The organism is Burkholderia sp. MSMB1835 (assembly GCF_001526365.1).
Taxonomy (GTDB): Bacteria; Pseudomonadota; Gammaproteobacteria; order Burkholderiales; family Burkholderiaceae; genus Burkholderia.
The window spans coordinates 1-21,688 of the sequence record NZ_LOYP01000019.1 but is presented as its reverse complement, the minus strand read 5'-3'; the positions used below and the strand labels follow the sequence as shown (position 1 = coordinate 21,688).

The window sequence follows — 21,688 nt, the reverse complement described above, 5'->3', positions numbered from 1 at the left end:
GATCATGACCAATATCGGCGTGCCGCGCAAGCCGGGCCGTCCGTGCGGCAAACCGGTAAACTGATGGGCAAACCGCAACATCGTGGGACAACATGCTGATCAACTGTGCTGCTTACCAGGATGGCCGCAAGCTGGCCGATATCGACATCGCCGCCATCAGCGATTACGTGTCGAAGCCCGAATGCTTCGTGTGGGTCGCGCTGAAGGATCCGACGCCCGAGGAAATCGATCTGATGGGCGAGGAGTTCGGATTGCACGAGCTGGCGCTGGAGGATGCCCGCAAGGGTCATCAACGGCCGAAGATCGAGGAATACGGCGATTCGCTGTTCGCGGTGCTGCATACGGTCGAACTCGATGAGGACGACGAATTCAAGGTCGGCGAACTGAACGTGTTCGTCGGCCCGAATTACGTGCTGTCGATCCGCAATCACACCGAGCAGGATTTCCGCGACGTGCGCAAGCGCTGCGAGCGCGAACCGCATCTGCTGCGCGAGGGGTCGGCGTTCGTGTTCTACGCGTTGATGGACCAGGTCGTCGACCGGTATTTCCCGATCCTCGAAACGCTCGGCAACGAGCTCGAGGAACTCGAGGATCGCATCTTCGCGAAGGCGACGCCCGCGTCGTCGCGCGCGATCATCGAGGATCTCTATTCGCTGAAACGCCGGCTCGTGCTGCTGTACCAGCACACGGCGCCGCTGATGGAGCCGCTCGCGAAGCTCACCGGCGGGCGCATTCCGGAGGTCTGCAGCGGGATGGCAGCCTACTTCCGCGACGTGTACGACCATCTGCAGCGAATCGTGAAGACGATCGAAGGGCGCCGCGAGATGGTCGTCACCGCGATCCAGGTCAACCTCGGGATGATTTCGCTCGCGGAGAACGAGGTGACCAAGCGGCTCGGCTCGTTCGCCGCGCTGTTCGCGATACCGACGATGATCGCCGGCATCTACGGGATGAACTTCGCGAACATGCCCGAGCTGCACCTGAAATACGGGTTCTACGGCTGTATCGCGGTGATGGCCGTCGCCGATCTCGCGTTGTGGTGGCGCTTCAAGCGAGCAGGGTGGCTGTAGCCCGATATCACGCGGGACGCGGCGCGTGCTTGCCGACCACGACGCGCCACGGCCGCACGCGCCACGATTTCACGAGGCCGTTCTGCACGTACGGATCGGCGCGTGCGAACGATTCGGCCGCTTCCGGCGAATCGCCTTCGAACACGAGCACGGCCTGGTCGGCCGGATCCGCCAGCGCGCCCGCGAGCACGAGTTCGCCGCGCTGGGTCGCGGCCTGCGCGAGCGCGAGATGCTCGGCACGGAACGCGTCGCGCCGCGACAGGTAATCGTCGACGAGTTCGTAGATCAACTGGTAATGCATGATCGCTCCAGGAGTCGGTTTCCGCCCGGAGGAAGGGGCGGCCGGCTCAGTATAGGACACCGGGAAAGCTGTGGGCGACGTGGCTTGCCGGCATGACGGCGCGCATTCGCGGGGGCGCTTTTTGAACGGCGCATCCTCGGCGGTATCTCGTTGTTCTTCGGAAAACGCAACTAACAGTCTAGTTTCTCGACATCGGCAAATTGCCGACCCGTTCGCGTCTACGTCGCACTACCTGGAATTCGTCTACAGGGACGGGGGGGGGGCCACGCTCGTTCCGGGTCTCGATCTCGCATGCCGACGAGGGCAGGCGCACGGATGAAAAATGACGGGAGCTGGCTGCCGGGGCACCTGGAGCGGCGTCGCGCGAGGGCGTTTCCATTGGGCCAGAATGCGACCTATGCTGAACGAATCCGGAGCGAACGCCGTTCGCCCGATTCACCCAGACGAGGTGTGCCATGCCGGTCTCAGCCACCCTGCAGGATTGCCTGCGCCAGAAGTCATCGCGGTACGAAATCGTGTACCACCCCTATAGTCATACGAGCATGGAGACGGCCGCCGCCGCGCATATTCCCGGCGACCGGCTCGCGAAAACGGTGCTCCTCGAGGACGCCGAGGGCTACGTCGCCGCCGTATTGCCGACGACGCATGCCGTGCGCCTGTCGGATCTCTGGGTGAAGACGGGACGCCATCTCGTGCTCGCCCGGGAGGTCGAATTGCGCGAGTTGTTCAAGGATTGCGACATGGGCGCGCTGCCGCCGGTCTGCATGGCGTACGGGATGAAGACGTTCCTCGAGGAACGCCTCGCGCAGCAGCCGGAAGTCTATTTCGAGGCCGGCGATCACGAAGCGCTGATTCACATGATGCAGGACGAATTCCTGATGCTGATGGAGACCGCCGAGCGCGCGCATTTCTCGCACCGGATGCAGGGGATGATGCTGTCCTGAGCGAAGCCGGTCGTGCGTCGACGAAGCATGCGCGGGCATTTGTCTCGCCGGCCTCGGTGAAGCGGATGTGCCGGTGCGCGCAAAGTGGCGGGTAACGAATTCACGCTGACGCAGCGGTTTCTGGCATCAAAAAAACAGATTCGGTATGCAGATCATCGTATGGATCCGATCGGTGGAAAAGGCACGGTTATTTTGATTCGGATTCCTTATAAACAAGAGGCGAATGCCCATCCGAACATTGCATGAACAAGCCCCGGCGCCGCATGACGATGGTCAATCGGATTTCATCCGTGCGATGTGACAACGAAACGCATCCGGCGATGCTCATTACCGACGCGCCAATTCGGTGCTTGGCACTAAGTTGGTGATTATTTTAGAGAGGCACTTGATTGGTGCGGCCGCCATACAAATCAATTACTAAAGCAATGGAAAATGGTCGGCGAAGTTTACTAAATCATTATTCGAGCAAACTCTCCAAACTTTGTATTCGAGTATCAAATAAAGTTTGACGCTCAAATTTTTTCCTTGCTATCTTCTGCACCCAAGACGAACGACTCGGCTGACATCAGTGCGTAACGAAGATCCAATCGTCACGCGAGAAAAGTGCCTGTGTCGACGCAGCTGACAATTGCCTGAACGCGCTGGTTCGGGGTAGACGCCGGATAGGGTGGCTATCCCGTTGCGGTTGAAACGATTCCTTGAAATTGAATAAATCGGGATCCGAAATCGATTCTTTCGATTCGGATGGCTAATTGCATCAAAAATGAAATTTCGGGGTGAGGCGGAGACGGAACCGACCCGGTTCCGGGGCCGGCCATCATCGCGAAACTGGGCGATTCGCTTGGGGGATGGATAGTGGGCATGAAAGTCGAAGAGCATCTGGTTGCTTCGAACAGCGGACTGGCCACGCTTGGGCGTCCGCGGGAATTCGGCAAGAAGCAGCAGAACCCGGTGCGCCGTTTCGGCGGCATCGCAGTCGTCCTCCTGTTGCACGCAGTGCTGATCTACGCATTGCTCAACGGCCTCGCGACGAAAGTCGTGCAGGTGATCCAGCATCCGATCGAAACCCGCATCATCGAGCCGGTGAAGCCGCCGCCGCCCCCGCCGCTGCCGGTCGTCAAGCTTCCGCCACCAAAATTCGCGCCCCCGCCGCCGCCGTTCGTGCCGCCGCCCGAAGTGCCGGTGCAGGCGCCGCCGCAAGCGCCGATCACGCACCAGGCGGCGCCGGTGCCGTCCGCGCCGGCCGTGCAGGCGCCCGTCATCGCACCGCCCGCGCCCGCGCCCGCGAAGCCGGTCAGCCACGAGGTGGGTGTCGTCTGCCCGAATTCGGACACGATTCGCGCGTCGATGCAGTACCCGAAGGAAGCGCAGGAAAACAACATCACGGGTGAGGTGACGATCGAGTTCGTCGTGGACGCGGACGGGAACATCACGAACGAACGCGTGGCCCAGTCGGCCGACCCCGTGCTCGATCGTGCGGCCTACAACACCGTGAAGCGGTTCAAATGCGTGGCGCAAGGCCAGGCGGTAAGGGTGCAGGTGCCGTTCTCGTTCAACCTGAATTGATGCAGTGGGCGGTCCGGCAAGCGCCGGACCGGGGAAAACCGTCTTGAACTTCAACCGTAAGTTCAACGAAAGAATCGGAGTGGGGTATGACCAAGCGTTCTCTGGCCGCACTGGCGGCAAGCCTGTTGATGTCCGTCGCTGCAATCGACGGGCTCGTTGCACCGCAATTCGCTTACGCGCAAGCGAGCGGATCCACGGCGGTATCCGACGCGTCGGCACAGGCCGCGGCGCCGGCGCCGTCCGCCGCCGACTCGGCCCCGCCGCCGGCGCCGGCCGCGACCGAAGCGGTCGAGAATCCGTACGGGCTGGGGGCGCTCTGGAAGAACGGCGACTTCGTCGCGCGCTTCGTGCTGATCCTGCTCGTGATCATGTCGATGGGCAGCTGGTACATCATGGTCACGAAGTTCGTCGAGCAGTTGCGGGCGAACCGCCGCGCGAAGCTTGCGGACGCGCAACTCTGGAGCGCGCCGTCGCTGGCCGAAGGCGCGAAGCTGCTCGACGAGGCATCGCCGTTCCGCTTCATCGCCGAAACGGCGATCGAGGCGGGCGAGCATCACGACGAGGCATTGCTCGAAGCCGTGGACCGCAACACGTGGATCGACGTGTCCGTCGAGCGCTCGATCACGAACGTGTCGAACCGCATGCAGGACGGGCTCGCGTTCCTGGCGACGGTCGGGTCGACCGCGCCGTTCGTCGGGCTGTTCGGCACGGTCTGGGGGATCTATCACGCGCTGACGGCGATCGGGATCGCGGGCCAGGCGTCGATCGACAAGGTCGCGGGCCCGGTGGGCGAGGCGCTGATCATGACGGCGATCGGCCTGGCGGTCGCGGTGCCGGCCGTACTCGGCTACAACTTCCTCGTCCGGCGCAACAAGTCGGTGATGGAGCGGGTCCGCAACTTCGGCGCCCAGCTGCACACCGTGCTGCTGGCCGGCAGCAAGCGTGCCGCTCGCGCGCCGTCGCCTGCCGCGTCGCTCGTGAACTGACCGGCTGACGGAGGCGCGCGATGGGCATGAACGTCGGGCAGGACGAAAGCGACGAGGTGATCGCGAACATCAACACGACGCCGCTCGTCGACGTGATGCTGGTGCTGCTGATCATCTTCCTGATCACGATTCCGGTCGTCACGCACACGATCCAGCTGCAGTTGCCGAAGGAGGTCGTGCAGCCGCTGCAGACCACGCCGAAGAGCGTCGAGATCGCGGTGAATCGCGACGGCGATTTCTTCTGGGGTGAACAACGGGTGGATGCGTCGACGTTGCTCGCGAAGCTGAAGAGCGTGTCGCAACAGCAGCCGCAGCCGAGCGTGCACGTGCGCGGCGACCAGAACACGCGCTACGAGTTCATCGGCCGGGTCGTCACGATGTGCGAGCGGGCAGGTATCGCGAAGGTGTCGTTCATTACGGAACCCCCGGCGCGGGGTGGCTAGCCTTGCACGGCTACGGCACGCGCGTCGATTCCGATTGACGGCGACGCAGGGGATCAGAGCAAGCATCGACAGGAGCAGACGATGGGAATGAACGTGCCTTCGGGCGGAGGCGGCGCCGAGCCGGACGTGATGGTCGACATCAACACCACGCCGCTGATCGACGTGATGCTGGTGCTGTTGATCATGCTGATCATCACGATCCCGATCCAGATGCATTCGGTGAAGATGGACCTGCCGGTGGGCAACCCGCCGCCGCCCGCCGCACCGCCGGAGGTCGTGCAGATCGATATCGACTTCGACGGGACGACGACGTGGAACGGCGCGCCGGTGCCGGATCGCGCGGCACTCGAGGCGAAGCTGACGGCGGTCGCGCACGAGCCCGTGCAGGCGGAGATCCATCTGCGGGCGAACAAGCTGGCGCCGTACAAGGACGTGGCGGCCGTACTGGCGTCCGCGCAGCGCGTGGGCGCGACGAAGATCGGCCTGATCGGCAACGAGCAGTTCATGCAATGACGGGACAGGCCAACCGATGAGCCAGCGACGATGGAAACGGATGATGGCGCTGACGGCGCTCGGGGCGGCCTGCGTGCTCGGCCGGCCGGCGTGGACGGCCGACGCGTTGCGGCCGGACGTGGCGAAGCCGCTGGCGGCCGCGCAGGAGCTGTATCGCGCGCACAAGTATCGCGACGCGCTCGGCAAGATCGCGCAGGCGGCCGCCGTGCCCAACCGCACGCCGTATGAAACCTATATGGTGGAAGCGACGCGCGGCGCGGCGGCGATGGCGGCCGGCGATACCGGCGTGGCCGCGCAGGCCTACGAAACCGTCCTGAACTCGGGGCGCCTGTCGGGCGAGGACGAGCAGAGGACGACGGCGGCGCTCGCGGGGATCTACTTCCAGCAGAAGAACTATCCGCAGGCGATTCGCGTCGCGCAGCGCTACTTGAAGGCGGGTGGTACGGATCCGGAAATGCACACGCTGCTCACGCAGGCGTATTACCTGTCGAACGATTGCGGCCAGGTCGTGAGCCAGCTGAAGGCGAGCGCGGACGCGCAGGTGAAGGCCGGCCACGCGCCGGACGAAGCGCAGTTGCAGATGCTGGCGTCCTGCGCGCAAAAGAGCAAGGATGCCGGTGCGTATCGCAGCGCGCTCGGCATGCTGGTGGCTTATCATCCGAGCCCCGCGTACTGGGAGGAAATGATCTCGGCGATTCGCGGCAGCCCCGGTTACCTGTCGTCGCTCGACCTCGACATCTACCGGCTGCGCAGGGCGACGGGCTCGCTGACGACGGCCGACGCCTATATGGAAATGACGCAGCTCGCGCTGGTGGCGGGCACGCCGGCCGAAGGCCGGCAGGTGATCGATCAGGGTTTCGCGTCCGGCGTGCTCGGCAAGGATGCGCAGGCGGACCGCGAGAAACGGCTGCAGGCGCTGGCCGCGAGGCGCGCGCAGTCGGGCGCGGACGCCGCCGATCCGGTGGCGCCGATCGACGCCGGCATGAATCTGGTGTTCGCGGGCCACGCGGCGCAGGGGCTGTCGATGATGGAGCAGGTCATCGCGAAGGGTGGCCTCCAGCATCCCGATGCGGCGCGGCTGCGGCTCGGCGAGGCGTACTACGTCGCGGGCCAGAAGGCGCGTGCGATCCAGGTGCTGCGCACGGTCAAGGGTAATGACGGATCGGGGGATCTGGCGAAGCTGTGGACGGTCGTCGCGTCGCGGTAAGGCGACGCTGGGGGACGCAGCGGCCGCAGCGGCCGAATGCGGGATGGGCGCCGTACCGCATGCACGTGCCATTGCGGCCACCTGAAGGCGGAGAAGTCTGGCTGGACGAGGAAAAAGGGGCAGCCGTGTTGATTAGTAAACCGAATGAAATGAGCGCGAATCGTGCGACCGCGACGCGGGACTCCCGTTTCGCTTCGCGTGAGACGTGCGCGTGGCGGCGACGGGCAGCGCAGCCTCGCGCCGTGGCGGCGGCTTCATGGCATCGGACAAGGTCTGCCTACATCGAATCGATTGCGATTGAGAGGGTCCGTTCTTCCATGGTCTTGCCTCCCGATGAATCGGTGCTCGTCGCGATTTCGCTCGGCAACAAGATCCGCGCGCTTCGGCAGCGGCTGAAACTCACGCTCGACGAAGCGGCCACGACGGCAGGGATCTCGAAGCCATTCCTGTCGCAGGTCGAGCGTGGGCGCGCGACGCCGTCGATCACGTCGCTGGTCCGGATTGCGAAGGCGCTCGGCGTGACGATGCAGTACTTCATCGACACGCCGACCGAGGCGCGCTCGGTGTGTCGCGGCGACGCCCTGCGGTATTTCCAGTTCACGAACTCGGCGAGTTCCTTTGCCCGGCTGACGAATCTCGTGGACGGTCGCAAGCTCGACGCGATCCTCGTCAGGATACCGGCGGGGCAGTCGCCGTCGGAAGTGACGACGCATGCAGGGGAGGAGTTCCTCTATGTGATGCGCGGAAGGGTCGCGCTCACGCTGGAGGATTGCACGTTCGTGTTGAGCCCCGGCGACACCGCGCACTACGAGTCGACGATGCCGCACGCGTGGCACAACACGGCCGACGAAGAGGCGGTGATCGTCTGGGTCGGTACGCCGCGGCTGTTCTAGCCCGTCGGGCCAGGATCACTCGAAGCGGAAAGCAAGCAGTGCGCTCAGTGCAGGTAATCAGTATTGGAAATTAAAGAATACGAAAGGGCCGTATGGCGTTCGAGTTGCATGGCCGATTCATTCGGATCGCGGTGGTTGGCAGGTCGGAAATGGCGAACTCCGGTACACGGGTGCCCAGAGCGCGCGACGGAATTCACAAGATTCGGACGCGCAGCGGGCGGGGTCTTACTGACGAGCGAGAGGGAACAAGATGAAGCAAAGAGCACGACATCGAGCGCATCGAAATCGTGAAGACGGGCGCGGTGTCGCAATACGGGGCGGACGCGATCGGCGGCATCGTCAACATCATCGCGAAACGTAATTTTTGCGAGCTGCAGCTCGACGGCAGCATCGGCAGCGCGATCAACGCCGGCAACGGCGACGGCACGACGAAGTTCGGCGTGCCCGGCACGCTGAGCCAGAGCGGGTACGACACGCGGTGTATTCGTACATCGGCCGCTTCGCGCAAGTCGGCGCGACGTACAAGTTCTGACGGCGATACGCGCAAGACCGATCAGCTTGGACGGGCCGCTCCACGTCCACTACCCCAATTAGGAGCGGCCTTTTTTTAACCGGGCGCGATGACGGTACGGCCGGGTCCGACCGGCATCGACGACGTATGAATCGACAGGCATTGATCGCGTGCGGGCATCGGGCCGGCATGCTACCGGGTTGACTGAACATGAGACTGTTGAAATGGCGGCGGATGCCCGCGCTGATCGCGTGCGTGGCGCTGGCCGCGGTCATGCCGCCGGTCGCGCACGCGGTGTCGGCCATCGCGCAATACGACCAGCCGAAATACCCGCCGGGCTTCACGCATTTCGATTATGCGGATCCGCAGGCGCCGGACACCGGCGCGCTCAATTTCGAAAACTACGACGAAGCGCAGAGCTACGACTCGCTGAACCCGTTCCTCGTGCGCGGCTCGCCCGCGCCGGACATCAAGAATCTGATGTTCGACACGCTGATGCAGCGCAGCTGGGACGAACTCGCGTCCGAATACGCGTTGATCGCCGACGACGTCGAGGTGGCGCCGGACGGACTGTCGGCCACGTTCCACATCAATGCGGCCGCGCGCTTCTCGAACGGCGACGCGATCACCGCGGCCGACGTCAAGTATTCGTTCGATACGCTGACGAGCCCGCAGGCGTCGCCGCTGTACAACGCGCAGTTCTCGATCATCCGGCGCGCGGTGGTCGTCGACGGTCACACGATCCGCTTCGAATTCAAGCATGCGGAGCGCGACGCCCCGCTGATCGCAGGCGACCTGCCGGTGTTCTCGCCGAAGTGGGGGCAGCGCGCGGACGGTACGCGACCGCCGTTCGACCAGATCGCGAACGTGCCGCCGATCGCGAGCGGCGCGTACCTGATCGAGCAGCGCAGGAACGACAAGCAGATCGTGTACGTGCGCAACCCGCACTACTGGGCCGCGAACCTGCCGTCGCGGCGCGGGATGTTCCGTTTCGCACGCGTGTCGTTCAAGCTGTACCTCGACCAGTACACGGCGCTCGAGGCGCTGAAGGCCGGCGACGTGGACGCGCGGATGGAATACAGCTCGACGCAGTGGGCGCGCAAGTACGTCGGCAAGAATTTTCGCAACGGACTGCTGACGAAGGGCGAATTCCCGGACGGCCCCGCACAGATGCAGGGTTTCCTGATGAATCTGCGCAAGCCGATGTTCCAGGACGTACGCGTGCGGCATGCGCTCGCGCTGGCATTCGACTTCGACTGGATGAGCCGGATGATGTTCTACGGGCAGTACCGCCGCACCAACAGTTTCTGGGACGCGAGCCCGTTCGCCGCGTCCGGCATGCCGAGCGCGAAGGAGCTCGCGCTGCTCGATCCATACCGGTCAACGCTGCCGCCGGAGGTGTTCGGCCCGATGAGCAAGCAGCCGTCGACGCTGCCGCCGGGCTCGCTGCGCGCGAACCTCAAGCAAGCGCGCGACCTGCTCGCGCAGGCCGGCTGGCACTACCGAGACGGCGCGTTGCGCGACGCGAGCGGCACGCCGATGACGATCGAGATCATCGACGACCAGCCCGGGATGGATCGCCTGATCCTGCCGTACACGCAGGCGCTCGCGACGCTCGGCATCCATGCGTACCTGCACGAGATCGACAGCGCGCTCTACCAGAAGCGGCTCGACAATTTCGAGTACGACATGACGACGTACATCTACTCGCCGGTGACGATCCCCGGCGCGGAGCTGACACGCCGTTTCGGCAGCGCGGCCGCGTCGCAGCCCGGCTCGGAGAACTATCCGGGCGTGAAGTCGAAGGCCGTCGACGCACTGATCCGCGCGGCGCTCGCGGCCAATACGCTCGAGGATCTCGAGACGGCCACGCACGCCCTCGACCGCGTGCTGATCAACCTGTACGTGCTGGTCCCGCAGTACTACATGCCGAACGCGCGGATCGCGTACAAGACGACGCTCGGCCATCCGGCGGTCGTGCCGGCTTCCTATCAGTACGAGGACTGGATCATCGACTACTGGTACGTGAAGCAGCCGGCCGCACGAGCACAACCCGCTCCGGCGGCCTGACGGGGAGCAACGATGCTGGCATACATATTGAGGCGGCTGCTGCTGATGATTCCGACGCTGATCGGGGTGGTGACGATCACGTTCGCGGTCACGCAGTTCGTGCCGGGTGGCCCGGTGGAGCAAGTGCTCGCGCAGTTGCGCCACGGCAGCACGCGGGGCGGCGAGGCGGGCGCAGGCGGGGGCGGCTACCACGGCAGCCAGGGCGTCGACCCGCAGCAGATCGAGCAGATCCGCAAGCAGTTCGGTTTCGACAAGCCGCCACTGCAGCGCTATCTGCTGATGCTGAAAAGCTATGCGACGTTCGACCTCGGCCAGTCCTACTTCGCGCACCGCAGCGTGTGGACGGTCATCCGCTCCAAGCTGCCGGTGTCGATCACGCTCGGGCTGTGGACGGTGATCCTCACGTATCTGGTGTCGGTGCCGCTCGGCATCGCGAAGGCGGTGCGCAACGGCTCGCGGTTCGACACCGCGACGAGCGTGCTGGTGCTGACCGGCTACGCGGTGCCGGGCTTCGTGCTCGGCGTGCTGCTGCTGATGCTGTTCGGCGGCGGCACGTTCTGGCAGGTCTTTCCGATGCGCGGGCTCACGTCGGACAACTTCGACGAGCTGACGCTGGTCGGCAAGACCCTCGACTATCTGTGGCATGTCGCGTTGCCGGTGACGGCCTCGGTGGTCGGCAATTTCGCGATCGTCACGATCCTCACGAAGAACACGTTCCTCGACGAAATCGGCCGGCAATACGTGCTCACCGCACGCGCGAAGGGCGCGCCGGAGCGCGACGTGCTGTGGAAGCACGTGCTGCGCAACGCGGCGATTCCGCTGCTCACCGGGTTGCCGGCCGCGTTCGTCGGCGCGTTCCTGAACGGCAACCTGTTGATCGAGACGCTGTTCTCGCTCGACGGGATGGGGCAACTGTCGTACGACTCGGTGATCCGCCGCGACTATCCGGTCGTGCTCGGCTCGCTGTTCCTGTTCACCCTGATCGGTCTGCTGACCAAGCTCATCGCGGATATCTGCTATGTCCTCGTCGACCCCCGTATCCAGTTCAGCCGCCTGGACCACTGATCCGGCCGCCATCGCGTGCACGGCGTCGCCGTCGCCGTGGCGACGCACGTGGCTGCGGTTTCGCGCGCAACGACTCGGCTACTGGAGCCTCGTGATCTTTGCCACGCTGTTCGCACTCAGCCTGCTGGCCGACGGATTGTCGAACGACCGGCCGCTGCTCGTGCGCTACGATGGACACTATTATTTTCCGATCCTGAAGGATTATCCGGAGACGCAGTTCGGCGGCGATTTTCCGGCGAAGACCAACTATCTCGATCCGTACATCCGCGCGAAACTCGAGTCGCACGGCAACTTCGCGATCTATCCGCCGAACCGCTACCGCTACGACACGATCGACTACTTCGCGTCGCGGCCGTATCCGGCGCCGCCGTCCGCGAGCAACTGGCTCGGCACCGACCAGTTCGGCCGCGACGTGCTCGCGCGGTTGCTGTACGGGTTTCGGCTGTCGGTGCTGATGGCGTTGGCGCTGACGGTGTCGGGTGTCGCGCTCGGCGTGCTGACGGGGGCGCTGCAGGGCTTCTACGGCGGGCGCACCGATCTCGTCGGGCAGCGCCTGATCGAGGTCTGGAGCGCGCTGCCCGACCTGTACCTGCTGATCATCTTCGCGTCGATCTTCGAGCCGTCGCTGTGGCTGCTGTTCGTGCTGCTGTCGATGTTCGGCTGGCTCGTGCTGTCCGACTACGTGCGCGCGGAGTTTCTGCGCAATCGTGCGCTCGACTACGTGAAGGCCGCGCGCACGATGGGGTTGTCGAACCGGCAGATCATGTGGCGGCACGTGCTGCCGAACAGCCTGACGCCGGTGATCACGTTCCTGCCGTTCCGGATGAGCGCGGCGATCCTGTCGCTGACGAGCCTCGACTTCCTCGGCCTCGGCGTGCAGCCGCCGACGCCGAGCCTCGGCGAACTGCTGCAGGAAGGCAAGAACTACCTCGACGCATGGTGGATCTCGATCTCCGCGTTCTCGGCGCTGGTCGTCACGCTGCTGCTGCTCACGTTCATGGGCGACGCGCTGCGCAACGCACTCGACATGCGCGCGCGCGGCTCGGCCTTCGGCGGGGAGCAACGATGACGACGCCGTTGCTGGACATCCGGCGGTTCTCCGCGCACTTCGGCGCGAAAGCCGCCGTGCAGGATCTGAGCCTCTCGGTCGGACGCGGCGAGCGCGTCGCGCTCGTCGGCGAATCGGGCTCGGGCAAGAGCGTGACGGCGCTGTCGATCCTGCGGCTCGCGCAGCAGGCGACGCTGTCGGGACAGATGCTGTTCGACGGCGAGGATCTGCTCGCCAAGACCGAGCAGCAGATGCGCGGCATCCGCGGCGCCGATATCGCGATGGTGTTTCAGGAGCCGATGACGGCGCTCAATCCGCTGTATACGATCGGCAAGCAGATCGCCGAGAGTCTGCGGTTGCACGAGGGGCTGCGGGCAGGCGAGGCGCGCGAGCGCGGCATTGCGCTGCTGCGGCGCACCGGGATTCCCGAGCCGGAACGGCGCATCGACAGCTTCCCGCACCAGTTGTCGGGTGGCCAGCGGCAACGCGCGATGATCGCGATGGCGCTCGCGTGCCGGCCGCGGCTGTTGCTCGCCGACGAGCCGACGACGGCGCTCGACGTGACGGTGCGCCAGCAGATCGTCGACCTGCTGATCGAACTGCAGGAGCAGGAGGCGGCCGCGCGCGGAATGGCCGTGCTGCTGATCACGCACGACCTGAATCTCGTGCGGCGCTTCGCGCAGCGCGTGGCCGTGATGGAGCAGGGCGTGCTCGTCGAGACGAACACGACCGCCGCACTGTTCGCCGCGCCGCAGCACGCGTACACGCGCCGGCTGCTGGACAGCGCGCCGCAACGCGCCGTGCAGCCGGTCGCCGCTGGCGCGCAGACGATCCTCGACGTGCAGCAGCTCGCCGTCGATTACCGCATCGCTGCGAAGGGCTGGCGCGCGGTGTTCGGCAAGACGACGTTCCGGGCCGTGCACGACGTGAAGCTGAGCCTGCGGCGCGGCGAGACGCTCGGCATCGTCGGCGAATCGGGATCGGGGAAATCGACGCTGGCGGCGGCCGTGCTCGGCCTGCAGCGGCCGGCGTCGGGCGGCATCGAGATCGACGGCATGCCGCTGGCGTTGCTGCGCACGACCCGCGGCCGGCGCGCGTTGTACGGCCGCATGCAGGTCGTGTTCCAGGATCCGTTCGGCTCGCTGTCGCCGCGCATGACGGTCGAGCAGATCGTCGGCGAGGGGCTCGCCGTGCATCGGCCGACGGCGGCCGGCGCCGCGCGGCGCGCGCGGATCGCGGCCCTGCTGCAGGAGGTCGGTTTGCCGGCCGAAGCGATGCTGCGCTATCCGCACGAATTTTCCGGCGGCCAGCGCCAGCGCATCGCGATCGCGCGCGCGCTGGCGGTCGAGCCGGAACTGCTGGTGCTGGACGAGCCGACGAGCGCGCTCGACGTGTCGATCCAGAAGCAGGTCCTGAATCTGCTGACGAATCTGCAAAAGAAGTACGCACTGAGCTACCTGTTCATCACGCACGATCTCGCGGTGATGCGCGCGATGGCTCACCGGGTCATCGTGATGAAGGCGGGGCGCGTGGTCGAGGAGGGCGATACGCTCGACGTGTTGCACGCGCCGTCCCACCCGTATACGCAGGCGCTGCTCGCGTCGTCGATGCTCGCCCCGGAACCGGGGGCGCAGCAGACGGAAGGGGGCGCGGATGATTGACGTGAAGCGGGCGCGGGGCGCCCGTGCCGTTCGCTGAGGCGCCGCGATGCCGTCGTTCTTCATCGACCGCCCGGTGTTCGCGTGGATCGTCGCGCTCGCGATCGTCGTCGCGGGCGTGCTGGCCATTCCGCAATTGCCGATCGCGCAGTATCCGCGTCTTGCGCCGCCGCGCGTCGTGATCACCGCGACCTATCCGGGCGCGTCGACCGAGACCGTCGACGGCGACGTCGGCAGCATCATCGAGGAAAGCCTCGACGGCGCCGACGGGCTGCAGTACTACGAGACGAGCAGCGACGGTCACGGCAACCTCGAGATCGACGTGACGTTCGCGCCCGGCACCAATCCGGACATCGCGCTCGTCGACGTCAACAACCGGCTCAAGCAGGTCGAGCCGCGGCTGCCGCAGCAGGTCGTGCAGCAGGGCATCGGCGTGTTCAAGGCCGCCAACACGTTCCTGATGCTCGTCACGCTGACGTCGACCGACGGCATGCGCGACTCCGCGCAGCTCGGCGACTATCTGAACCGTTACGTGCTGCGCGAACTGAAACGTGCGCCGGGCGTCGGCGCGGCCGAGCTATGGGACGCCGACGAGGCGCTGCGGGTCTGGCTCGATCCGAACAAGTTGCGCGAATACGACCTCGGCGCCGACGACGTGATCGCGGCGATCGGCGTGCAGAACGCGACGGTGACGGCCGGCGCGATCGGCGATGCGCCGTTCGTGCACGGCCAGCAGCTCACCGCGACGATCGTCGTCAAGGGGCAGTTGACGTCGCCGGAGGAGTTCGGCCGGATCGTGCTGAAGTCGAAGCAGGACGGTTCGGTGGTGCGCGTCGCCGACGTCGCCCGCGTCGAAATCGGCCGCGACGACTATTCGTTCTATTCGCGGCTGAACGGCCGTCCGGCGGCCACCGTCGGCATCCAGCTCGGCCCGCGCGGCAACGCGCTCGAAACGTCGAACGCGATTCGCGCGCGGCTTGCCGAGCTGTCGAAGACGCTGCCGCCGGGCGTCGCGGTCGAGATTCCGTTCGACGGCGCGCATTTCGTGAAGATCGCCATCCGCGAAGTCGTGCTGACGCTCGCCGAGGCCGTCGTGCTGGTGTTCTGCGTGATGTGGCTGTTCCTGCGCGAGTTGCGCTACACGCTCGTGCCGACGGTGGTGATTCCCGTCACGCTGATGGGCGCGTTCGTCGCGATGTGGGCGTTCGGGCTGTCGATCAACGTGTTCACGATGTTCGGCCTCGTGCTGGCGATCGGCATTCTCGTCGACGACGCGATCGTCGTGGTCGAGAGCGTGCATCGCGTGATGGAGGAGGGTGTGTCGCCGCGCGATGCGACGCGCCGCGCGATGAAGCGGATCGGCGGGGCGATCGTCGGCGTGACGGCGGTGCTGACTGCCGTGTTCGTGCCGATGGCGTTCTTCCCGGGCAGCGTCGGCGGCATCTACCGGCAGTTCGCGGTGTCGATGATCGCGTCGATGCTCGTGTCGTCGTTCATGGCCCTGTCGCTCACGCCGGCGCTGTGCGCGAACCTGCTAAAACCGGTCGGCCGTCACGAAGGCGGGGGCACCCACGTGCCGCGACGCAGCCTCGGCGCGCGCCTGGCCGACCGCTTCGGCGTCGGATTCGCGCGCGCGGAGGCCGGCTATCGGCGCCTGACCGTGACGGCGGTACGCCGCACCGGCGCGGTCGTGGGCATCTACGTCGCACTCGTGGCCGTGTGCGGGCTGCTGTCCTGGATGATGCCGGGCGGTTTTCTGCCGACCGAGGACCAGGGGCAACTGCAGGTGATGATCCAGTTGCCGGCTGGCGCCACGCAGGCGCGCACGGCCGCGGTCGTCCAGCGCGTCGAGGCGATCCTGCGGGCGGAGCCGGCCGTCGCGAACGTGACGAGCGTGATCGGCTGGAGTTTCGCGGGCAGCGGGCAGAACGTCGGGATGGCATTCGTCGAGCTGAAGGACTGGTCGCAGCGCGACGTCGATGCGATGACGTTGCGCGATCGGCTCAACCGGCGTTTCGACGCGATTCTCGACGGCGACGTACAAGCGACGCTGCCGCCATCGGTGCCCGGCCTCGGTCACGCGGACGGCTTCACGTTTCGTCTCGAGGATCGTGGCGGGGTCGGGCTCGACGCGCTGAAGGCCGCTCGCGAGCAATTGGCCGCGCGCGCGAAGGTGGACCCGGCGCTCGCGTCCGTGCATTTCGAGGACTTGCCGGATGCGCCGCGCATCGAGCTCGACGTCGATCGCGCGAAGGCGTATGCGCTCGGCGTGCCGTTCGAGCGCATCGCGGGGCTGCTCGGCGGCACGTTCGGCTCGAACTACGTCAACGATTTTCCGGCGTCGGGCCGGATGCGCCGCGTGATCATCGAGGCCGATCCGGGCGCGCGCGCGACCGACGCGCAACTGATGGCGCTGACGGTGCCGAACCGGACGGGGGACATGGTGCCGCTGTCGGCTATTGCCGCGCCGCACTGGACGGTCGGGCCCGTGATGCTGAATCGCTACGACGGCTACCCGTCGCTCGACGTCAGCGGCCGGGCGGCGACCCACACCAGTTCGGGCGCGGCGATGGCGGAGATGGAGCGGCTGGCCTCCATGCTGCCGGCCGGGATCGGCTACGACTGGGTCAACGCGGCGCGCGAGGAGCGGATCGCCGAGCGGCAGACGCCGCTGCTGGTCGGGTTGTCGGTGCTTGCGGTATTCATGGCGCTCGCCGCGCTGTACGAAAGCTGGACGATTCCGCTGTCGGTGCTGACGATCGTGCCGCTCGGCATCGTGGGCGCGTTGGCGGCGGCGCTCGCGCGCGGGATGCCGAACGACGTGTACTTCAAGGTCGGGATGATTACGGTGATCGGGTTGTCGGCGAAGAATGCGATTCTGATCGTGCAGTTCGCACGCGAACTCGTCGCGCGCGGTGTGTCGCTGCGGCAGGCGGTGGTGGAGGCGGCGGCCGCGCGGTTTCGGCCGATCGTGATGACGTCGATGGCGTTTCTGCTCGGCGTCGTGCCGTTGGTGCTGGCGACCGGTGCGGGCGCGGAAAGCCGGCGTTCGATCGGGACCGGCGCGTTCGGGGGCGTGCTGGCGGCGACGATGTTCGGGCTGGTGTTCGCGCCGGTGGCGTTTCGGGTCGTCGTGTCCATAGGCCGGCGCGGGCGACATGCGGCGGTGACGAAGCGCATGGAAACGGCCGGGAATCTGGAGGTCGACTGATGTGCGCGACGAGGTGTTGGGGTGGGAGCAAGGGGCGACGACGTGCGAATGTCACACGACAGCCGTCAACTCGGCGGTGCGCGACGCCACGCACGTGCTCGAAGGATTGCTCTATCAGGAATCCTATCTGCTTCTCGAGGAACCCCATACGGGCACGACCGGGAAATCCCGTGCTCGAGCGGTACCCGTCCCGGCTAAACAAAACGGTTCGGACCGGCGAGCGCCTGCCGTGTGCTCCATTGCGGCGCATTCGCGAGCGGGTGAGAAAAGCAGCAGAACAAGGAAGAAAGGCAACGGTAGCGGTTGATGAACCATATCGATTTTTATTCGGCACCAACCGAGTGCATTTAATGCACCTAAACAATGTTTCGTGTCGTCAAATATTTTTTGACGCGTCGATTCTGGCCTGCTATGTTCGCGTCCAAAGTAAAACTCTGGTAGTGAACGGTAATGAAGATTTCGTGCATTACGACTTCAAAGTGAAGACGTAAAGCGGCCCTTCAACGGGAGACTGCCTTTCCTGCCAGCGCGTACGCCGTGACGGATGAAGCGGCATGGCGGGAACGTGCCAAATGCCGTTTGCAGTGCGGCTTGCATGCGGCCGCTCGAAGCATGGATGGATCGATTCATGTAATTAGAGATGCTAATTTTTGTAGTTATCCGTTTCTTGCATTTCAGATTAATTATTATTGTAAACAAAAGAAATGGTATTGAAAGAAATAAGCGATTGGACGGAGTGGTTGTGAGCACAAGATGAAAAATCGGGAATGCGGGGCAACGCTATTTAAAGGCCGGCGAATCTCCGTGCATACGAAAAGGTCAGGCCTTGCGACGACAGAGGGGTGTTATGAAACCAACGGCTTTGGGATCGGCAATACGCAGCATCGCATGGGCTGAAGTCGCGTTGACGGCGGCTTTGGGTACCTCCGCTTACGCGCAGACAACGCCTGTCGACGGGAGCGTCGCCGTCGGGCAAACCGGCAGCACTGCCGCGGCGGCGCCCGCGCCGGCATCGGGCGCCGCCGAAGGCGGGCAGACCGTGAAAAAGCTCGACAAGTTCGAGGTGACGGGCTCGTTGATCCGTACGTCCGACAAGGTCGGCCACACCGAAGTGCAGGTCATCACCGCGAAGGAAATCCAGCAAAGCGGATACACGACGGTCGCCGATTTCCTGCGTTCGACCTCGGCCAATTCCGCCAGCAGCTGGGGCCAGACGACGATGAACAGCTCGGCCCCCGGCGGCGCCGGCATGGCGTTGCGCGGGCTCAGCGAGAAATACACGCTCGTGCTCGTCGATGGCCAGCGCGTCGCGAACTATGCGCAGTCGGTGAACTTCACCGACACGTTCTTCGACGTCAACGCGATTCCGCTGAACATGGTGGAGCGCGTCGAGATCGTCAAGACCGGCGCGGTGTCCGTCTACGGGTCGGACGCGATCGCGGGCGTCGTCAACATCATCACGAAGAAGAACTTTCAGGGCCTGCAGATCGACGGCCAACTCGGCAAGGCGCAGCATCCGGGCGACGGGCAAGGCAACTTCAGCGTACTGGCCGGCTTCGGCGATCTGAATTCGGATCGCTTCAACGTCACCGCGGCCGCCAGCTATTACCGCGATTCGGGCTCGACGCTCGGCGATCGCGACATGACGTCGGCGCAAGACTTCACGCAATATCCCGGCGGCCTGGCCGCGCCGCTCGGGCCGAACCAGCAGTCGTACTGGTCGCTGGCGGATGGCTCGAAGGTGCCGCTTTCGCCGTGCCCGCCGGGCAGCAAGACGAGCGCGACCAATTGCACGTACAACCCGGCCGCCTCGACATCGCTCGTTCCGTCCACGACGCGCCTGAACGCGAAGGTGCGCGCCACCTTCAAGATCGACGACAACACGCAGGCCTATGCGGGCTTCTGGGTGAGCCGCGATGAAACCGTCCAGTCGCAGGGGCCGGCCTCGATCTCGAGCACGACGAACGTCTACAACCCGTCGACCGGATCCGTTTCGCCGTTGCCGCGCACCGTACCGGTGAGCAACCCCTATAACCCGTTCGGCGTGCCGACGGCGATCAACCTGACCTTCCCGAGCAACGTCGTGGGGGCGGATACGGTATCGACGTTCTGGATGGCGAATACGGGCGTCAAAGGCGCGTTCGACGCGGGCCGGTTCGGCGCGTGGGACTGGTCGGCCGATTACGGCCATTCGCAGAGCACGGTCGATACGACGTACAGCAACCGGATCAACGTCGCGGGCCTGGAGAACATGCTCGCCAACGGCACCTACAACTTCTCGAACCCGGCCTCCACGCCGAACGGCCTGAAGGGTGTTTTCACGGACGACGATCAGCAGGCCATCTCGAAGATCGACAGCGTGACGGCCAAGGCTTCGACGTCGAATCTGTTCACGCTGCCCGGGGGACCCGTCGGCCTGGGCCTGGGCACCGAGTTCCGCCACGAATCGTCGACGATCAACCCGCAGACGCTCGCGTCGCAAGGCGTATCCGCGCCCGCGAACGTGCAGACGGTGGAGGGTTCGCGCAACGTCGCCGCCGCGTTCTACCAGGTCGACATTCCGATCCTGCGCAACCTGACGTTCACGCAGGCGGGCCGCTACGATCACTACAGCGACTTCGGCGGGGCGTTTTCGCCGAGCTTTGCGCTGCGTTTCCAGCCCGTGCAAATGCTGACGACGTATGCATCGTATAGTCGCGGCTTCCGCGCGCCGACCCTCGTCGAAAACTCGCAGGCCGTCTATCTGTCTCACCAGAACCTCGTCGATCCGAACGATCCGAGCGGTGTGCCGACGAAGCACTTCACGACGGAGCAAGTCGCGGGCAATCCGAATCTTCAGCCCGAGCACACGAAGAACTACAACATCGGCTTCCAGCTTTCGCCCGACGCGATGACCGATATCGGCGCGGCGTTCTACAAGGTCCGCATCGACGGCGTCATCGGCACCGACGATCCGAACGCGGTGCTCGTCGCCAACGATCCCTCCCGCGTCGTGCGCAACGCCGACGGGTCGGTGCGTTACCTTGTTCAGCATTTCGTGAACCTCGGCGCGCTCGACACCGACGGTTTCGATCTCAACTTCCGCAAGGCGCTGCGCACCAAGTACGGCACGTTCACGCTCTCGGGCGACTGGGCTTATGTATGGCACTTCAAGCTGCACAGCCCCGGAACCGCACCGCAGGACTTCGCCGGCAACAACCTTGCGCTGCTGCAGCCGTTCGGCGCGAGCAACCCGCGCTGGAAGGGCAATACGAGCCTGAGCTGGGACTACCGGCAACTGATCACCACGCTGACCTGGCAATACACGGGGCCCTATACGAACGCCGTGGCCGCGGAATTCGGCGACGGCGGCACGGGCTCGGTGGCGTCGTACAGCCAGTTCAACCTGATGTTCAACTACCGCGGCTTCAAGCATTGGACGATTTACGGCGGCATCACGAACCTCTTCGACAAGAAGCCGCCGTTCGACGTCGAGTGGCAAGCCGTGCCCGACATCACGGGCTATGATCAGTCGCTCTACACGGACCTTGGCCGTTTCTTCCAGATCGGCGCGACGTACCGGTTCTGACGGCGAGGAAGCCGCCAGGCGGCAACGGGTCCCGGCGCGCGACGCGCGCCGGGACGACGAAGGACGAACACGGACCGGATCGGCTGCATCGAGCAGAAGTATGGTGGTCGAGATGCAGGTTCGATCCGCGCTTGAGGCGCACCTCGTGGGCGTCTTCGTGGTCTTGCTTCTGGACTGGCAGCCAGCCTCACTCGAGATCAAGTGCGGAGGCGTAAGGTTTGAACGCGAGGACGCGCGATCCCGGAATTGCGACCGAGGAGGGTAACGAACGCGGGGTATTTCCAACGCAATTCGGCGCACGTGTGACCGGACCATGCGGCAGGTTGGTCGACCGAATATCGGTCGCGCGGGCTTCATTTGCCGATGACGTCGATCCCGGATGCTCGCGTGCTGCCAATCGCGTAGTGTCCGCCAGCAGCTCATGCCTGAATCGCAGCCATTTTCGGCGGAAGCATTTCCCGGGGAATTCTGGCTTGCAGTACGAACGACGGTGGCCAGCAGTATCTTTTCCAGATTTTTCTAATTTGACATAATCAAAGTTATCGACAGTTTTGGTGTGTAGCAGCTAAGTTCAAATGTCCGCTTCCGGCTAAGTTCAGATGTCCGTTTTTCGACCCGTCGTAAGCTGACCGAC

At 65.0% G+C, this 21,688-nt stretch carries 15 protein-coding genes and 1 pseudogene; 15 read left to right on the top strand and 1 reads right to left on the bottom strand.

Features of this window, described 5'->3' with window-relative positions; genetic code table 11:
- Positions 1–92 precede the first annotated feature (92 nt).
- Positions 93–1,070 carry a magnesium/cobalt transporter CorA gene (gene corA, locus WS96_RS09495; protein ID WP_059832183.1) on the top strand — a complete coding sequence of 326 codons (978 nt, stop codon included), beginning with the start codon at positions 93–95 and terminating at the stop codon, positions 1,068–1,070.
- A gap of 7 nt (positions 1,071–1,077) precedes the next feature.
- On the opposite strand, the gene WS96_RS09490 is transcribed toward corA, so the two are convergent.
- Complete coding sequence (locus tag WS96_RS09490; RefSeq protein WP_034207368.1) at positions 1,078–1,371, bottom strand: YciI-like protein; 294 nt, start codon at positions 1,369–1,371, stop codon at positions 1,078–1,080.
- Between the two features lie 455 nt (positions 1,372–1,826).
- Between WS96_RS09490 and WS96_RS09485 the strand changes: the two genes are divergently transcribed.
- The 14 genes and pseudogenes from WS96_RS09485 to WS96_RS09420 all read left to right on the top strand — a co-directional run bounded on the left by WS96_RS09485 (position 1,827) and on the right by WS96_RS09420 (position 21,054).
- The gene (locus WS96_RS09485; RefSeq protein WP_034207367.1) at positions 1,827–2,315 is read left to right on the top strand and encodes an aminoacyl-tRNA deacylase; all 489 of its coding nucleotides are present in this window, start codon (positions 1,827–1,829) and stop codon (positions 2,313–2,315) included.
- 861 nt (positions 2,316–3,176) lie between these two features.
- A complete protein-coding gene (locus tag WS96_RS09480) occupies positions 3,177–3,881 on the top strand; it encodes an energy transducer TonB (RefSeq protein WP_059826729.1) in 705 nt (234 codons plus the stop codon).
- Positions 3,882–3,967: 86 nt separating this feature from the next.
- A complete protein-coding gene (locus tag WS96_RS09475) occupies positions 3,968–4,867 on the top strand; it encodes a MotA/TolQ/ExbB proton channel family protein (protein WP_059832181.1) in 900 nt (299 codons plus the stop codon).
- A gap of 20 nt (positions 4,868–4,887) precedes the next feature.
- A complete protein-coding gene (locus tag WS96_RS09470) occupies positions 4,888–5,310 on the top strand; it encodes an ExbD/TolR family protein (protein ID WP_059832180.1) in 423 nt (140 codons plus the stop codon).
- A gap of 81 nt (positions 5,311–5,391) precedes the next feature.
- On the top strand, positions 5,392–5,823 hold the full coding sequence (locus WS96_RS09465; RefSeq protein ID WP_059832178.1) for an ExbD/TolR family protein: 432 nt from the start codon (positions 5,392–5,394) through the stop codon (positions 5,821–5,823).
- A 16-nt stretch (positions 5,824–5,839) separates the two neighbouring features.
- Entirely contained in the window at positions 5,840–7,030 is a 1,191-nt protein-coding gene (locus tag WS96_RS09460; protein WP_059832176.1) for a tetratricopeptide repeat protein, read from the top strand.
- Positions 7,031–7,347: 317 nt separating this feature from the next.
- Positions 7,348–7,923: a helix-turn-helix domain-containing protein gene (locus tag WS96_RS09455; RefSeq protein WP_059832175.1), complete on the top strand. Its 576-nt coding sequence runs from the start codon at positions 7,348–7,350 to the stop codon at positions 7,921–7,923.
- A 269-nt stretch (positions 7,924–8,192) separates the two neighbouring features.
- Positions 8,193–8,373: pseudogene (locus tag WS96_RS34960) on the top strand (hypothetical protein); the annotation flags it as partial.
- Positions 8,374–8,644: 271 nt separating this feature from the next.
- Positions 8,645–10,504: an extracellular solute-binding protein gene (locus WS96_RS09445; protein WP_059832171.1), complete on the top strand. Its 1,860-nt coding sequence runs from the start codon at positions 8,645–8,647 to the stop codon at positions 10,502–10,504.
- Between the two features lie 12 nt (positions 10,505–10,516).
- Positions 10,517–11,569 carry a microcin C ABC transporter permease YejB gene (locus WS96_RS09440; protein WP_059832170.1) on the top strand — a complete coding sequence of 351 codons (1,053 nt, stop codon included), beginning with the start codon at positions 10,517–10,519 and terminating at the stop codon, positions 11,567–11,569.
- Complete coding sequence (locus WS96_RS09435) at positions 11,523–12,638, top strand: ABC transporter permease (RefSeq protein WP_059832168.1); 1,116 nt, start codon at positions 11,523–11,525, stop codon at positions 12,636–12,638. The genes WS96_RS09440 and WS96_RS09435 overlap by 47 nt, the downstream gene beginning before the upstream one ends.
- The gene (locus tag WS96_RS09430) at positions 12,635–14,278 is read left to right on the top strand and encodes an ABC transporter ATP-binding protein (RefSeq protein ID WP_059832166.1); all 1,644 of its coding nucleotides are present in this window, start codon (positions 12,635–12,637) and stop codon (positions 14,276–14,278) included. The genes WS96_RS09435 and WS96_RS09430 overlap by 4 nt, the downstream gene beginning before the upstream one ends.
- Before the next feature lie 46 nt (positions 14,279–14,324).
- The gene (locus WS96_RS09425) at positions 14,325–17,486 is read left to right on the top strand and encodes a multidrug efflux RND transporter permease subunit (RefSeq protein WP_059832165.1); all 3,162 of its coding nucleotides are present in this window, start codon (positions 14,325–14,327) and stop codon (positions 17,484–17,486) included.
- An 847-nt stretch (positions 17,487–18,333) separates the two neighbouring features.
- On the top strand, positions 18,334–21,054 hold the full coding sequence (locus WS96_RS09420; RefSeq protein WP_059832163.1) for a TonB-dependent receptor plug domain-containing protein: 2,721 nt from the start codon (positions 18,334–18,336) through the stop codon (positions 21,052–21,054).
- Positions 21,055–21,688: the final 634 nt, after the last annotated feature.